Raw genomic sequence first — 15153 nt, forward strand, 5'->3', positions numbered from 1 at the left:
CGGACACCCGCCGGTGCCGGTCGGGAACGATGTGTGCGGGTGTTCATGCCCAGCCCCCTTGCTTGCGGCGCGTGCGCCGCAGCAGCCAGAAGAAGAACGGGCTGCCGAACAGGGCCGTCAGGACTCCCAGGGGGAGTTCCGCCGGCTGGGCGGCCGTGCGGGCCGCGAGGTCGGCGGCCACCAGGACCAGCGCGCCGCCCAGCGCGCTGCCCGGTACGAGGAAGCGGTGCCCCGGGCCCGCCGCCATGCGCAGCAGGTGCGGCACCAGCAGGCCCACGAACGTGATGATTCCGGCCACGGCCACCGCGGCCGCCGTCAGCAGGGCCACCACCAGCACCAGCACGAGCCGCAGCCGCTCGACGTCCACCCCCAGGTGGCGCGCCGGGCGTTCGCCGAGGGCCAGGAGGTCGAGCTTGCGGGCGTACCAGGGGGCGACGGCCAGGCCGGCCAGGGCGCACGGCAGGACCGCGAGCACCTTCGGCCAGGTCGCCTGGGCGAGCGAGCCCAGCTGCCAGAAGGTGATCTGTGTGACCTGCGCGTTGTCGGCGAGGAAGACGCACAGCCCGATGAGCGCGCCGGCGAAGGCGTTCACGGCGATGCCGGTGAGGATGAGCGTCACCACTTCCGTACGGCCGCCCGAGCGCGAGAGCGCGTAGACGAGCAGGACGGTCACCAGCCCGCCCGCGAACGCGCAGGCCGTCACCGTCCAGTTGCCGAAGAAGCTCAGCCCCAGCGCGATCGAGGCGACCGCGCCGACCGCCGCGCCCGACGAGACGCCGATGACGCCGGGCTCGGCGAGGGGGTTGCCGAACACGCCCTGCATCAGCGCCCCCGCGCAACCCAGCGAGGCCCCGACCAGCAGCGCCAGCGCCACGCGTGGCAGCCGTACGTTCCACAGCACGCTCTCGCCGACCCGGTCGAGCGCGGCGCCGCCCAGGCCCGCGCGGTGCAGCAGCGAGCCCAGCACGTCGCCGACGGGAATGTCGTACGCGCCGAGTCCGGCGGACAGCAGGCACAGGACGGCGAGCGCGACGGCCATGCCCAGGGCGAGGGGGCCGGCGGCCCGGCGACGGGGGCGGAGCCGCTGCCGGGCCCCGGCGTCGGGGCCTTCGGTCGTCACCGGCGGCGGGCCGGGCGCCGTATCCGCCACGGGGGCCGGGGTTCTGACCAGGCGGCGGCCCATGTCAGCGGCCGCCTTCATGGATCTGCTCGACGAGGGAGGTGAGCACCGCGTCCGTGCGGGGCCCGAAGTTCAGCAGGACGCCGTCGTCGACGGAGGCGACGCGGCGGTCCAGGCCGGCCGGGGTCTGGCCGACGCCGGGGATCTTCAACAACCCGTCCACCCCGCCGACCGACTCCAGCCCCTTGCTCATCACGAGAATCACGTCCGGCGCGGCCTTCGCCAGCGCCTCGCTGGTGATCGGGGTGAAGTCCTTCTTCAGGCCGGACTCCTTGCCCGCGTCCACGCCGCCGGCCGCCTCGATCAGCGAGTCCGCACCCGAGCCCGCCCCGCCCAGGAGGTAGACGGACGCCGAGCCGCGCAGGTAGAGGAAGGCGACGCGCGGCTTCTTCGCGCCGCCGCCGGGGATGCCCTTCTTCGCTGCCTCCAGGCGCTGTTCGGTGCGCCCGCGCAGCTGGTCGCCGGCGTCGCGGACGCCGAGCGCGGCGGCCACCTTGCCGATGCGCGCGGCGACGTCGTCGAGCTTCTTCGCCGGGTCGAGGACGACGAGGGGCACACCCGCGGCCCGGATCTGGCCGATGGCCTCGGCGGGGCCGGTGGTGGCCTCGGCGAGGACGAGCGTGGGCTTGAGGGAGAGCACGCTCTCGGCCGAGACGTCGTGCCCGCGCGTGACGACGGGCAGCCGGCGCGCCTGCTCGAACGTGGCGGTGATGTCGCGGGCGACGACACGTTCGCCCAGACCAAGGCCGAAAACCACCTCGGAGATCGAGCCCGAGAGTGGGACGATCCGGTCTGTGGCCTGCACGTCGACGTCACGGCCGTCGGCGGACCGCACGGTGACGGGCAGTCGGGGCGTGGGCGTCCCGGCCAGGGGCTCGACGCGGTCGGCCGCCGCACGCCGGCCGCTCGCGGTGCCGCCCGGCCCGTCGGACGGGGTGCCGCCACCGGTGCCGCAGCCGGTGAGGACGGCGGCCAGGGCCAGCAGGGCGGCGAGGGCGCCGAGGAGGCGCGGGAGGCGCGGGAGGCGTATCGCCCCGCCCACCGACTGGCGTTGAGACACGTGCCCGCCTTTCCATAGCAAAGGATTCCGGATATAGCTTAGGTTAGCCTTACCTAAATTGCTATCGCCCGAGAGGGGTCCTTGATGCTGCCGTTCAGACCTGCCCGCGCGCCGGTCGTCGCGCTCTTCGGGGCGTTGCTGGCGGCCTTGCTCCCCACGGGCGTCTCGCATGCGGCGGAAGCCCGCGAGGTGTCCGGCGGGCGGCTGGACTGGGGCATCAAGTCCTCCTTCCAGAGTTATGTCACCGGGCCCGTGGCGCAGGGGAGTTCGCAGCTCGAGGGCGGTGCGGCGACGGTCGGCGGCAGTCAGTTCCGTTTCCATTCCGCCAAGGGCTCCTACCGGCCCGGCGACGGCACCTTCGAGGCCGCCTTCTCCGGCGGGGTGCACTTCACCGGGCACCGCAAGCCGGACGGCTCCCACGAGCTCGATCTCACCATCAGCGGCCCCGCCGTCAGGCTCTCGGGCGGCAGCGGCACCCTCTATGCCGACATGAGGAGCAAGGCCAAGGGCACGGGCGAGGTCACCACGGCCCGTCAGGTGCCGCTCGCCGCGCTGAACCTCGCGGGCATCGACCTGCGCGGCGGCGGCAGGGCCGTCACCCTCGCGAACGTTCCGGCCACGCTCACCGCGCAGGGCGCGAAGGCCTTCGCGGGCTACTACACCGAGGGCACGGCCCTGGATCCCGTCAGCCTCTCCGCCGACGTCGTCGCCGGCGCCGGGGCGCCGCCTTCTCCTGCGGCGAGCCCTTCCGGCCCGCCGGAGGAGAAGGAGAAGCCCCGGGGCGAGTTCACCGGTGCGGCCGTCGACTGGGGCGTCCGCCGGACCTTCCGGGAGTACGTCACCGGTTCCCTCGCCCAGGGCTCCTGGAAGCTGGGCGACGGGGCCCGGGACGGTGGCGCGCTCTTCCGCTTCCCGGCCGGGAAGGGGACGTACGACGCCGGTGAGGCGAGGCTCGACGCGGCCTTCGCGGGCACCCTGCGCTTCACCGGCAAGGACCTCGACCTCGCGTTCGGCGGGGTGAAGGTGGCGGCGAAGGACGGCAAGGGCACGCTGTCGGCGGACGTGACGCGCGGTGGTGGCCGGACGGAGAAGGACGTTCCGCTCGTCTCCTTCGACGCCTCCGGGCTCAAGGAGAAGGACGGGCTCGTCGCCGTCGCCGAGGCCCCGGCGAAGCTCACGGCCCGGGGGGCCGAGGTGTTCGGCGGCATGTACCGGGAGGGCGCGGACATGGACCCCGTCTCGCTCGCCGTCCCCCTCGACGCCGGGGCGCGGCTGCCGGCGCTGCCGGACCTGGGCAGTGCGCCGGGGCCGACGGCGTCGCCGTCGTCCGGTGCCGGGGTCGCTTCGCGGAACGCCTCGTCCTCTTCCTCTTCCTCGGATTCCGCTTCTTCCTCGTCCTTCCCGGTGCTTGCGGTGTCGATAGGCGCCGGGGTGCTGGTGGTGGCGGGGGCGGCCTACCTCCTGGCGCGCAAGCGCCGCACTGCGAAACCCTCCTGACCCCCCATCGGGTGTGGCGCACTCCGCACCCGGCACCCCCGCCCGGACCTTCCCCGCGGCTTCGCCTCCCTGATGTCATGGAGGCCGCACATTTGTCTCACTTACCTCACGTCCCTCTAGGAGAGAACAGACGATGACCGCCACCGCACGCCGCGCCGCACTCGCCGCGCTGGCAACGGCGACCGCCCTTGGTGCCACGATGCTGACCGTGCCCGCGTACGCGACGGACGCCCCCGCCGCGACCGACGGGCAGCAGCCGTCGGCGAAGAGCATCAAGGACGGCTCGCTCGAGTGGGGGGTGAAGGAGACCTTCCGTAACTACGTTGTCCGTTCGAAGGGCAAGATCGAGCTGGGTGACGGTGCCAAGCAGGCCGAGAAGAACGGCGCCTTCACTTTCGTCGAGGGCAAGGGCGACTACGACCCCTCGACACACGCCGTCACCACGACGCTCAAGGGCAGTGTGCGCTTCCTGTCGCACAAGAAGGGCAACGGCTACCTGCTCGACCTGAAGTTCTCCGACCTCAAGGTCGTCACCGACGCCGCCACGAAGGGTGCGACCGGCAAGATCACCGCCGATGTCACGCGCGGGGACAAGACCGAGCAGGACGTCGCCATCGCCTCGCTCGAGGTGAAGCCCGAGCAGATGGGTGAGGGCGCAGACGGCGCGATCACCTTCACGAAGATACCCGCGAAGCTGACGGCCGCCGGTGCGAAGGCGTTCTCCTACGAGGAGGACGGGGAGGCGGTGGAGCCGTACGCGGAGAACGAGCCCCTCGACCCGGCCACGGTCTCGGTGAAGCCGGGCGCGAGCGACCCCAAGCCCGACCCCAAGCCGGACCCCAAGCCCGACCCGAAGCCCGACCCGAAGCCGGACCCCACGACCGACCCGAAGCCGAAGCCGGAGCCCGCCGCGGGAACCATCCTCGACGGCAACCTCGACTGGGGCGTCAAGGAGTCCTTCCGCCAGTACGTCACCAAGCGGAAGGGCAAGATCGAGGCCGGCGACAACGCCAAGGAGCACAGCGCCGGATTCCGCTTCCCCAAGGGGAACGGCAAGTTCGACGCCAAGGCCGGCCTCGACGCGGCGTTCAACGGCAGCGTCCACTTCACGGCGCACGGAGGCGCGCTGGACCTCAAGTTCAGCGACATCAAGGTCAAGGCGACCGGCACCTCCGGCGTGCTGACCGCCGACGTCACGGCCAACAACACGGTGCACCAGGACCTTCGGGTCGCGACCCTCAAGCTCACCGAAGGCTCGCTCAAGGCCAAGGACGGCCTGGTGGTGCTGTCCGCGGTCCCGGCGACGCTGACCGAGGAGGGCACGAAGGCGTTCGCCGGCTACTACTCGAAGGACGAGGCCCTCGACCCGGTGACCCTCGCCGTCGCTCTCGACGCCAAGGCCAAGCTGCCCGACCCGCCCACCGGGGGTACGGGCGGCACGACCGGCGGTAGCGGGTCCACCGGTAGCTCCACCACCGGCGGCTCCACGACAGGTGGCGGTTCCACCACCGGCGGTTCGACCACCGGCGGCGGCTCCACCACCGGCGGCACCGGCTCCTACACCGGCGGCGCCTCCGGCAGCCTCGCCTCCACCGGGGCGAACACCCCCACCGGTCCTCTCCTCGGCGCGGCCGGCGCGATGGTCCTGGCGGGCGGCGGCGCCGTCTACGCTACCCGTCGCCGGCGCGGCACCCAGGGCTGACGGAAGAAGGGCCCCACATGCACCCGCGCCCCCCGGTACGGTCACCGGGGGGCGCGGGTCTACGGCGTCAGGCGCTGAGGGGGAATTCGCGGCCCAGCTCGTGGAAGACGGCGGTGTTCAGCGCGAACGCGCGCTTGCACTCCTCGATCACCCGCTGCTTCTCCAGGTCGTCGACCGGCAGCGCGTCCAGCAGCTCGCGGTACTCGCGCTTGAAGGCGGCGGGGTTGCCGATGCCCTCGAAGACGTAGAAGCGGACGCCGTCGCCCTTGCGCGCGAAGCCCCAGGTCTTCTCGGCGGTGCCGCGGATGATCTGGCCGCCGGAGAGGTCGCCGAGGTAGCGCGTGTAGTGGTGGGCGACGTAGCCGGCGGGCCAGTCGTGGGCGCACTCGCTCACCCGGGCCGCGTACGCCGCCGTCGCGGGCAGCGGCCGAAGGCCCGTACGCCACCCCGGGCCGCCGAGGTGGGCCAGGTCGCGCTCCAGCTGGGCGGTACGGGCCAGCTCGGGGCGTATGAACGGGCCCGCCACCGGGTCGGTCGCCAGGGCCGCGGAGGCGGACTCCAGGGCGTCGTAGACGAACCACAGCTGCTCGGTGTAGCGGCGGTAGGCGCTCACGCCGAGGCGGCCACCGAGCATGTCGCTCATGAACGACGAGTTCTCGGCTTCCGTGTGCTGCTCGTGCGAGGCCGTGCGGATCAGCGTGGAGAACGGAGTCGTGGCGGGCGAGTCCAAGGCGGACCTCCGGTGACCGAGGGGACGGGAAACAAAGGAGAAAACGGGCGGTAACAAGACGGCGCGCACCGGGGCGCGTCGCTCCCGCCCATCCTCTCTACTTAGGCTTACCTAAGTCAATTGCTTCCCGACGTGCTGTCGGTAAAAACCCTACGGCAGCGTCAGGATCTCCGCACCCGTCTCCGTCACGACGAGCGTGTGCTCGAACTGCGCCGTCCGCTTGCGGTCCTTGGTGACGACCGTCCAGCCGTCCTCCCACATGTCGTACTCGTACGTCCCCAGCGTCAGCATCGGCTCGATCGTGAAGGTCATGCCGGGCTGGATGAGGGTGTCGTGGTGCGGGCTGTCGTAGTGGGGGACGATCAGGCCGGAGTGGAAGGACGAGTTGATGCCGTGACCGGTGAAGTCGCGGACGACGCCGTAGCCGAAGCGCTTGGCGTACGACTCGATGACCCGGCCGATGATGTTGATGCGGCGCCCGGGCTTGACCGCCTTGATCGCCCGGTTCAGCGCCTCGCGGGTGCGCTCGACGAGCAGGCGCGACTCCTCGTCGACGTCGCCGCACAGGTAGGTGGCGTTGTTGTCGCCGTGCACACCGCCGATGAAGGCGGTCACGTCGAGGTTCACGATGTCGCCGTCGCGCAGCACGGTCGAGTCCGGGATGCCGTGGCAGATGACCTCGTTGACCGAGGCGCACAGTGACTTGGGGAAGCCGCGGTAGCCGAGCGTCGAGGGGTAGGCGCCGTGGTCGCACATGTATTCGTGGGCGACGCGGTCCAGCTCGTCGGTGGTGACGCCCGGGGCGATGTGCTTGGCCGCCTCCTCCATCGCCCGCGCGGCGATGCCGCCGGCGATCCGCATCTTCTCGATCGTCTCGGCGCTCTGGACCTCGGGGCCGGTGTACGGGGTGGGGGCGTCCTTCCCGACGTACTCGGGCCGCGGGATCGAGGCGGGGACGGGGCGGGCGGGGGAGAGCGTCCCCGGGGCAAGAAGCGACTGGCCAGACATGTCAGCGAGTGTAGCCAGCGCACATCGGGGACCATGTGGGCGAGCACCCACGCTGGAGGAGACCTGATGGCACTGTTCAAGCGGCGCACGGCCGGCAAACCCGGTGAGTGGTACTACTGCCTCAAGCACGGCACGGTCGAGGAGGGCCCCGAGTGCCGGGCCGCCGACCGGATGGGCCCGTACGACTCGCGCGAGGAGGCGGCGCACGCGATGGAGACGGCGCGCGAGCGCGAGGAGGAGTGGCGGGAGGACCCGCGCTGGAACGACGGGGACAAGAAGGCCTGAGGTTTCGAGCGCCGGGCGGGCCGAAAAGCGGCCCGCCCGGCGGGGCCTACGCCGCCTCCGCCACCTCCGCGCGCTTCGCGCGCATCCGCAGCGCGTGCTCGTCCGTCCGCTCGTCGTACGACATCAGCTTCGGCAGCGAGAGGGCCAGCAGCCCCACCGAGGCCACGCACGCCAGGCCGCCCGTCCACACCGAGGCGCGGACGTTGGTCAGCGCGGCCATGCCGCCCGCGCGGACCTGGCCCAGCTGGGGGCCGACGGAGTACGAGAGCAGCTCGATGCCGGCGAGGCGGCCGCGCAGCTCGTCCGGGATCGTCTGGTCCCACATGGCGGAGCGGAAGAGACCGCTCACCATGTCGCTGCCGCCGGCCACGGCCAGGAACAGCAGCACGAGCCAGATGTTGTGCAGCCAGCCCGCCACGGCCATGGCCAGGCCCCAGGCGGCCGCCGCCAGGACGACCATGCGGCCGTGCCGGTGGACGCGGGAGACCCAGCCGCTGGTCAGGCTCACCACCAGCGAGCCGACCGCGCCGGCCGCGTACATCAGGCCCAGCGCCCATGTCGCGTCCAGATCGTCGGCGAGGAACGGGAAGATCGCGGTGGGGTAGGCGAAGAACATCGCCGCCATGTCGACCGCGTACGTACCGAGCAGCTCCTTGCGGCTCCACGCGTAGCGGGCGCCCTCGAGGATGCCGCGCAGCGACGGCTTCTCCGCGTCGTGCGAGGCGGGGGAGGGGGCCAGCCCCACGGCGAGCGCCACGGAGACGGCGAACGAGACGACGTCCAGGAAGTACGCCCACTGCAGCCCGGCGAAGGCGATGACCACACCGGCGAGGGAGGGGCCCGCGATGGCCCCGATCTGCCAGCGCATCGAGTTCAGGGCGATCGCGGCGGGCAGCTGCTCGTGGGGGACGATCCGCGGCACGATCGCCTGCAGGGCCGGGCGCTGCAGGCCGGTCAGCGCGCTGACGAGCGCGGCCACCACGTACAGGGGCCAGATCATCGGATGCGGCAGCAGGGTGTTGAGCAGCAGCATTCCGCTCAGGACGCCGAGCCCGGCCTCGGTCCACAGGATCAGCTTGCGGCGGTCGAGGGCGTCGGCGAGCGCGCCCCCGTACAGGCCGAAGACGATCAGCGGTACGAGCTCCACCGCGCCGACCGCGCCGACCGCCAGGGTCGAGCCGGTCAGCTCCTTGAGCTGCAGCGGCACCGCGATGAAGGTCAGGAAGCCGCCGAAGACCGTCACCAGCCCGGCGATCCACATGCGGCGGAAGTCGGGGGAGGAGTGCCAGGGGGACAGGTCGGGCAGCAGGGCGCGCAGACGGCTCGTACGGGTTTCAGGGGGAGGATGGTGCTCGGTCACGGGGCACCATGGTCCGGGCCCGTGGCGCGGTCGGGCAAACGATTTTCCCCGCGAGGTCGCTTTCGGCCGGATTCGGTGCGGGCGAGGGCCGCCGGAGGCGCGGCCCGGCGCTCACCAGCGGTTCGGTGGCGGCGCGGACAGCTGGTCGGCGAGCCGGGAGAGGCGGTCGCGGAAGCGGCGCCCGCGCGGGGCCGGCCGGCCGTTCTCCCCGGCGGCGGCGCTGACCAGGTGCTGGACGGTGTCGAGACCGAGCTCCGCCGCGCCCGGCACGCTCAGCGCGTCGTGCGCGAGCGCGCGCAGGTCGGAGTGGGGGGCGGGGGGAGCGCCGTCCAGCGCGAGGACGGTCGCGCCGCCGCGCCGGGCGTCGTGCACCCGCTCCAGCAGCCCCTCCCCGGGCCGGCCCTCCGCCACCACCAGCAGCGTCTCCCCGCGCCGGGCCGCCTCGAGGCGGCCGAGACCGACCGACAGGTGCGCGGGTGCGCCGGGCGGCACCCGGTGCCGCACCAGCGTGGGGGACAGCTCCGGCAGCCCCGACCAGGCGGCCTCGTCGTCCAGGTGCGCGGCCAGGTGCCAGGGCTCGTACTCCGCCGTCCCGACCAGGAGCAGACCGCCGCCGTGCGCTTCCACCGACGCCCGCAACGCGCCCGCGAACCGGCGGGTGGCCTGCAGCAACTCGGTTCCGGCCAGCGCTTCGCGCAGCAGCGCGACCCGTACGGCGTCCATGCGCCGCATCCTGCCCCAACCGCCGCGGGCACAAGCCGAGTTGTCCGCCTGCTCACCCGTTCGGGCGCAGGGGGCGGTCGCGCCGGGCGCACCGGCACCGCCGGGCGCCGCAGGCGCGTGACAGTATCGCTGTCATGACTACTTCTGATGACGTGAAGGACGTGAAGAAGGCCCCCGCAAAGGACCCTTGGGACCTTCCCGATGTTTCCGGCCTTGTGGTGGGCGTGCTCGGTGGCACCGGCGACCAGGGCCGCGGCCTCGCCTACCGGCTGGCCAAGGCCGGCCAGCAGGTGATCATCGGCTCCCGCGCCGCCGAGCGGGCGCGGGCCGCGGCGGACGAGCTGGGCCTGGGCATCGAGGGCCTCGACAACGCCGAGTGCGCCCGGCGCAGCGACATCGTGATCGTCGCCGTGCCGTGGGACGGTCACGCCAAGACCCTCGAGTCGCTGCGCGAGGAGCTCGCCGGCAAGCTCGTCGTCGACTGCGTCAACCCCCTCGGCTTCGACAAGCAGGGCGCCTACGCCCTGAAGCCGGAGGAGGGCAGCGCCGCCCAGCAGGCCGCCGCGCTGCTGCCCGACTCGCGGGTGACCGCCGCCTTCCACCACCTGTCCGCGGTGCTGCTCTCCGACCCGGAGATCGCCGAGATCGACACCGATGTGATGGTGCTCGGCGAGAAGCGGGCCGACACCGACATCGTGCAGGCGCTGGCCGCCCGCATCCCCGGCATGCGCGGCGTCTTCGCGGGCCGGCTGCGCAACGCCCACCAGGTGGAGTCGCTGGTCGCCAACCTCATCTCGGTGAACCGCCGCTACAAGGCGCACGCCGGGCTGCGCGTCACGGACATCTGATCCACTTCGGGTCCGTGACCGGCCCGGGTCCGGGCGGGCCGGGGCGTGGGGGACAATGACCGGGATCGTACGCACATGCGCCCCCGGATGCCGGACAGGAGCCGCCCCCATGCCCCGCCTCGCTCTCTACGCCCTCGCCGTCTGCGCCCTCGCGGTCGCGGCGGCCGTCGTCTCCTTCGCACGGGGCAGCTGGCTCGGCATCGTGTGGATCCTGATGTTCGGCGTCGCGTCGAACATCGCCTGGTACTACGTGCGCAAGGCGAAGAACGACCGCGCCGCCGAGCAGTCCGCTTCGGCCGGCTGAGGCCGGCCGCGTCCGTCGGATCCGTCGGGTCCGTCAGCCGAGGTCGATCGCGTTCAGCGGCGGGATGTCCGGCGTCCCCTCCCAGAAGCGGAAGAGCTGCTGGCCCCAGTAGGTGTCCCACTCGGTGACGCCCAGGGTGCGCAGGATCGCGTCGATCATGTCGAAGAAGGCGTGGTTCACCGCGGCGATCTGCAGGAAGCCGAAGACCGCCAGCAGGCCGATCCACGCGTACGGCGCCAGCTGGCGGCGCGTGTTGTACGACAGCCAGGGCTCGATCACGCCGAAGCCGTCGAGGCCCGGGATCGGCAGGGCGTTGAGGATCGTGGCGGTGACCTCGAGCAGGACCACGAAGCCGAGCGCGTAGCGGAAGTGGTCCGGCACGCCGTCCATCAGGCCCAGCCAGAACGGGGCGCTGATGATGCCCGCGAAGACGAGGTTCGACAGCGGGCCCGCCGCCGAGACCAGGCTCTGCTTCCAGCGGCTGCGGATGCGGTGCTGCTCGATGAAGACCGCACCGCCCGGCAGGCCGATGCCGCCCATGATCACGAAGATCACGGGGAGCACGATGCTCAGCAGGGCGTGGGTGTACTTGAGGGGATCGAGGGTGAGATAGCCCTTCGCCCCCACGGTGATGTCGCCGCCGTGCAGGGCGGTGCGCGCGTGCGCGTACTCGTGGAGGCAGAGCGAGACGATCCACGTCGAGACCACGAACAGGAACACGGCGAAACCGGGGCTCGCCGAGAAGTCGGTCCACACCGCCCATATGGAGACCGCCATGATGGCGACGAGGCCGAGGAAGACCGGGCTCACGCGCCCTTCGCCGCGGGCCGCTTGGGTTGCCATGTGTAAGTGCTCCAGGGGGGTGGGGCCGCCGGGAATCGCCCGGGGCGCACGGATGTACCGGGCGACCGTACTCGGTCGCCATCGATAATTCGTAGCGCGCGGTCCGGGCCGGGGGAGAATGGGCCGGTGCGTTACGGCATCCTCGGCACCACCCAGGTCCATACCGACGACGGCCTCCCCATGGCCCTCGGCGGCGTCCGGCTGCGCGCGCTCCTGGCGGCGCTGGCCCTGTACCCGGGGCGGACGCGTGGCGCGGACGCGCTGATCGACGAGGTCTGGGGCGACGGACCGCTGCCCGCCGACGCGGCGGGTGCCCTGCAGGCGCTCGTCGGGCGGCTGCGGCGGGCCGTCGGCCGCGACGCGGTGGCCTCCGTCGCCGGCGGCTACCGGCTGTGCGCCGAGCCCGACGACGTCGACCTGCACCGCTTCGATCGCCTCGCCGACGAGGGCGACCGGGCCCTGGCCGACGGCGACCCGGCGAAGGCGGCGGCCGTTCTCGACGACGCCCTCGCCCTGTGGCGGGGCCCCGCCCTGGCGGACCTCCCGGGCCGCGCCGCGCCGGCCCTGCGGCTGGAGCGGCGCCGGCTCGCGGCCCGCCGCTGCCGGCTGGCCGCCGCCGTGGCCCTGGGCCAGGCGGCCCAGACCCTCCCGGCCCTGGCCGAACTCTGCGAGGCCCACCCCCTCGACGAACCCCTCCAGGCCCTCCACCTCCGCGCCCTGCGCGCCGCCGGCCGCCCCGCCGAGGCCCTCGCCGCCTACGAGGACGTCCGCCACGCCATAGCCACCCGTCTCGGCACCGACCCCGGCCCGGAGCTCCGCGCCCTCCACGCGGAACTCCTGACGCCGGATCCGGCCCCGTCCGACGCGGGGGGCGGCACGCCGGGTACGAGCACGAGCCCGGGCACGGTCCCGGCACCCGAGGGCTCAGGCACGGCGCCTGGCGCCTCGCGGGGTACGGGCCAAGGCCCGGACGGCCCGGCCGCGCCGCACGGCGCACCCGCACCCGCCCCCGCGCCCCACGGCGCTACCGCGCCGCACGGCACGCGCGGCAATCTGCGGGCGCGGCTGACGTCCTTCGTCGGGCGGGAGGACGAGCTGGTGCTGATCCGGGAGGATCTGGCGCGGCATCGGCTGGTGACGTTGCTGGGGCCCGGCGGGGCCGGGAAGACGCGGTTGTCGCAGGAGGCCGCCGAGGTGGCGGCCCAAGGGGACGGGGCCTGGCCCGACGGGGTGTGGCTCGCCGAGCTGGCGCCCGTGGACGACGCGGGCACCGTGCCCGAGGCCGTACTGACGGCCCTCGGGGCGCGCGAGACCGTCGTGCGCGGCACCGCCGCGGAGGGGCTGCGGGCGGCCACGGACCCCTCCGCGCTCGACCCGCTGGCCCGGCTCGCCGAACACTGCGCGCAGCGCCGGATGCTGCTCGTACTCGACAACTGCGAGCACGTGATCGACGCCGCCGCCCGCCTCGCCGAGACGCTGCTGGCGCACTGCCCCGGCGTCACCGTGCTCGCCACCAGCCGCGAACCCCTCGCCGTCCCCGGCGAACTGGTGCGGCCCGTGGACCCGCTGCCCGACCCCGTCGCACTGCGGCTGTTCGCCGAGCGGGGCGCGGCGGCCCTGCCCGGGTTCCGGGTCGAGGACGACCCGGCGGCCTGCGCCGAGATCTGCCGCCGCCTGGACGGACTGCCGCTCGCCATCGAGCTGGCCGCCGCCCGGCTGCGGCTGCTCACCCCGCGCGGGCTCGCCGACCGCCTGGACGACCGCTTCCGGCTGCTGACCTCCGGCAGCCGCACCGTGCTGCCCCGCCAGCAGACCCTGCGCGCGGTCGTCGACTGGTCCTGGGACCTGCTGACCGCGCCCGAACGGGCCGTGCTGCGCCGGCTGTCCGTCTTCTCGGGCGGCTGCGGCCTGCCGATCGCCGAAGAGGTCTGCGCGGACGATTCCGGTGCGGGCGTGCACGGCGCGGACGTCGCCGCGCTGCTGGGCTCGCTCGTCGACAAGTCGCTGGTGGTCGCCGCCCCCGCCGCCGACGGCCAGATGCGCTACCGGCTGCTGGAGACCGTGGGCGAGTACGCCGGCGAGCGGCTGGACGAGGCCGGCGAGCGGGCGGCCGTGGAGCGGCGGCACCTGGTCGCCCACCGTGAACTGGCCCGTACCAGCGACCCGTTGCTGCGCGGCCCCGAGCAGCGCGCCTGGCTGGAGCGGCTGGAGCTGGAGCACGACAACCTGCGCTCCGCGCTGCGGCGCGCCGTCGCGGCGCGGGACGAGCAGGAGGCGCTGTGCCTCGTGCTGTCCCTGAGCTGGTTCTGGCAGCTGCGCGACCACCGCGCGGACGCCCGCCACTGGGCGGAGGCCGCCGCCGCGCTGGGCCCGGACCCCTTCGCGGAGCCCATCGCGCCGGCCCGGCCGCTGTACGTCACGTGCACCGAGGCGCCGCCGCCGATGGAGCCGGACGTGCTGGAGGAGGCGCGGCGCGGCGCACGCCTGGTCGCGCTGGCCCACTCCGACTCCGACATGAGGATGATCAACGCTCCCGAGACGCAGCGCATGCTGCGCGGCATCGTCGCCGCCTACGGCGACGGTCTGCCGCAGAACTGCCGCGTGCCGGGCATGATGTGGTTCTACGCGGTCCTGCTGACGGGCGCGAGCGAGGACCTGTACGGGGTCGTCGACGGCGCGGTCGACCGCTGCCGCGAGCTCGGCTACACCTGGGAGCTCGCCAACGCGCTGCAGCTGCGTGCCAAGCTGCTCAACGACAGCCCCGGCCGGATCGACCAGGGGATCGCGGACGCCGACGAGAGCCTGGAGATCTTCCGCCGCCTCGGCGACTCCTGGGGCGTGGCCGAGGCGCTGTCCGGGCGTGGCGAGGCCCTGGAGAAGTACGGCAGGTTCGCGGCCGCCGCGGCGGACTACCGGGAGGCCATCGAGCGCGTCGAGGAACTGGGCTCCGCCGGGCAGGTGCCGATGCTGCGGGCCCGCCTCGTCGAGGTGCTCATGGAGGACGGCGTGATCGACGCGGAGGAGGGCGAGCGCGCCTTGCGCGAGACGCTCGTGGGCATGGAGCGGCTCAGCGCCGACGGCGCCACCTTCGTCCGCCTCCAGCTCGGCATCCACGTCGCGCGTTCCGGGCGGCTGGCCGAGGCGAGGGAGCTGCTGGAGGAGCTCGCCGGGGAGTACGGGAGCCGTGCCATGCTGCTCTTCCAGGGGCTGATCAGCGGGCTGCTCGGCTGGGTCGACACGCTCCAGGGCCGCCCCCAGGAGGCGCTGCCGAAGATCCGCAACGCCCTGGTGAAGTGCGACGACCCGGTCGCGGGTGTGATCGCCCCGCACATGATGGCCATCCAGCTGATGCACGCCGCCCAGGCCTTCGCCGCCCTCGGCGGCGAGGAGCACGCATTGAGGGCGGCCCGGCTGCTCGGGGCCGGCGTCGCCCTGCGGCCGGGGGGCTTCCACGTTCCCTCCTCGGAGCGGGAGTTGCGGGACTGGACGGAGGCCCGCACGCGGGCCGCGCTGAGCGCCGATGACTACGAGCGCGCGTACGCCGAGGGCGGCCGGCTCTCCATGGCGGAGGCCGTCGCCCTCGTCTGACGCGCGCACCCGGTGCCCCCCGGTG

The 15153-nt window shown here is 73.5% G+C and carries 13 protein-coding genes; 6 read left to right on the forward strand and 7 right to left on the reverse strand.

The window, feature by feature from the left end:
• Window positions 1-43 precede the first annotated feature (43 nt).
• Together AB0G59_RS14060 and AB0G59_RS14065 are read right to left on the reverse strand one after the other, a co-directional pair.
• Window positions 44-1201, reverse strand: a complete 1158-nt coding sequence (locus tag AB0G59_RS14060) for an iron ABC transporter permease (RefSeq protein ID WP_360911292.1) — start codon at window positions 1199-1201, stop codon at window positions 44-46.
• Window positions 1185-2222, reverse strand: a complete 1038-nt coding sequence (locus AB0G59_RS14065; protein WP_360911561.1) for an ABC transporter substrate-binding protein — start codon at window positions 2220-2222, stop codon at window positions 1185-1187. The genes AB0G59_RS14060 and AB0G59_RS14065 overlap by 17 nt, the downstream gene beginning before the upstream one ends.
• 102 nt (window positions 2223-2324) lie before the next feature.
• Here AB0G59_RS14065 and AB0G59_RS14070 point away from each other — a divergent pair, with 102 nt between their 5' ends.
• Window positions 2325-3737, forward strand: a complete 1413-nt coding sequence (locus tag AB0G59_RS14070; RefSeq protein ID WP_360911294.1) for an HtaA domain-containing protein — start codon at window positions 2325-2327, stop codon at window positions 3735-3737.
• A gap of 133 nt (window positions 3738-3870) precedes the next feature.
• Complete coding sequence (locus tag AB0G59_RS14075; RefSeq protein ID WP_360911296.1) at window positions 3871-5439, forward strand: HtaA domain-containing protein; 1569 nt, start codon at window positions 3871-3873, stop codon at window positions 5437-5439.
• Window positions 5440-5506: 67 nt separating this feature from the next.
• Here AB0G59_RS14075 and AB0G59_RS14080 read toward each other — a convergent pair whose 3' ends face one another.
• The gene (locus AB0G59_RS14080; RefSeq protein ID WP_360911298.1) at window positions 5507-6169 is read right to left on the reverse strand and encodes a biliverdin-producing heme oxygenase; all 663 of its coding nucleotides are present in this window, start codon (window positions 6167-6169) and stop codon (window positions 5507-5509) included.
• A 150-nt stretch (window positions 6170-6319) separates the two neighbouring features.
• Window positions 6320-7177, reverse strand: a complete 858-nt coding sequence (map, locus tag AB0G59_RS14085; protein WP_360911300.1) for a type I methionyl aminopeptidase — start codon at window positions 7175-7177, stop codon at window positions 6320-6322.
• A gap of 66 nt (window positions 7178-7243) precedes the next feature.
• Here map and AB0G59_RS14090 point away from each other — a divergent pair, with 66 nt between their 5' ends.
• A complete protein-coding gene (locus AB0G59_RS14090) occupies window positions 7244-7462 on the forward strand; it encodes a hypothetical protein (protein ID WP_360911302.1) in 219 nt (72 codons plus the stop codon).
• Window positions 7463-7508: 46 nt separating this feature from the next.
• Here AB0G59_RS14090 and AB0G59_RS14095 read toward each other — a convergent pair whose 3' ends face one another.
• Together AB0G59_RS14095 and AB0G59_RS14100 are read right to left on the reverse strand one after the other, a co-directional pair.
• Window positions 7509-8822: an MFS transporter gene (locus tag AB0G59_RS14095; protein ID WP_360911304.1), complete on the reverse strand. Its 1314-nt coding sequence runs from the start codon at window positions 8820-8822 to the stop codon at window positions 7509-7511.
• Window positions 8823-8933: 111 nt separating this feature from the next.
• Complete coding sequence (locus AB0G59_RS14100; RefSeq protein ID WP_360911306.1) at window positions 8934-9545, reverse strand: hypothetical protein; 612 nt, start codon at window positions 9543-9545, stop codon at window positions 8934-8936.
• A gap of 134 nt (window positions 9546-9679) precedes the next feature.
• Between AB0G59_RS14100 and npdG the strand changes: the two genes are divergently transcribed.
• Complete coding sequence (gene npdG, locus AB0G59_RS14105; protein ID WP_360911308.1) at window positions 9680-10393, forward strand: NADPH-dependent F420 reductase; 714 nt, start codon at window positions 9680-9682, stop codon at window positions 10391-10393.
• 109 nt (window positions 10394-10502) lie between these two features.
• Window positions 10503-10697, forward strand: coding sequence for a hypothetical protein (locus AB0G59_RS14110; protein ID WP_071962719.1), 195 nt, complete (start codon window positions 10503-10505; stop codon window positions 10695-10697).
• Between the two features lie 33 nt (window positions 10698-10730).
• On the opposite strand, the gene AB0G59_RS14115 is transcribed toward AB0G59_RS14110, so the two are convergent.
• Window positions 10731-11540: a site-2 protease family protein gene (locus AB0G59_RS14115; RefSeq protein WP_360911310.1), complete on the reverse strand. Its 810-nt coding sequence runs from the start codon at window positions 11538-11540 to the stop codon at window positions 10731-10733.
• 126 nt (window positions 11541-11666) lie between these two features.
• Here AB0G59_RS14115 and AB0G59_RS14120 point away from each other — a divergent pair, with 126 nt between their 5' ends.
• Complete coding sequence (locus tag AB0G59_RS14120; protein WP_360911312.1) at window positions 11667-15128, forward strand: BTAD domain-containing putative transcriptional regulator; 3462 nt, start codon at window positions 11667-11669, stop codon at window positions 15126-15128.
• The last annotated feature ends 25 nt before the right edge of the window (window positions 15129-15153 follow it).

It is taken from the genome of Streptomyces sp. NPDC021096, from assembly GCF_040641275.1.
Lineage (GTDB): Bacteria > Actinomycetota > Actinomycetes > Streptomycetales > Streptomycetaceae > Streptomyces.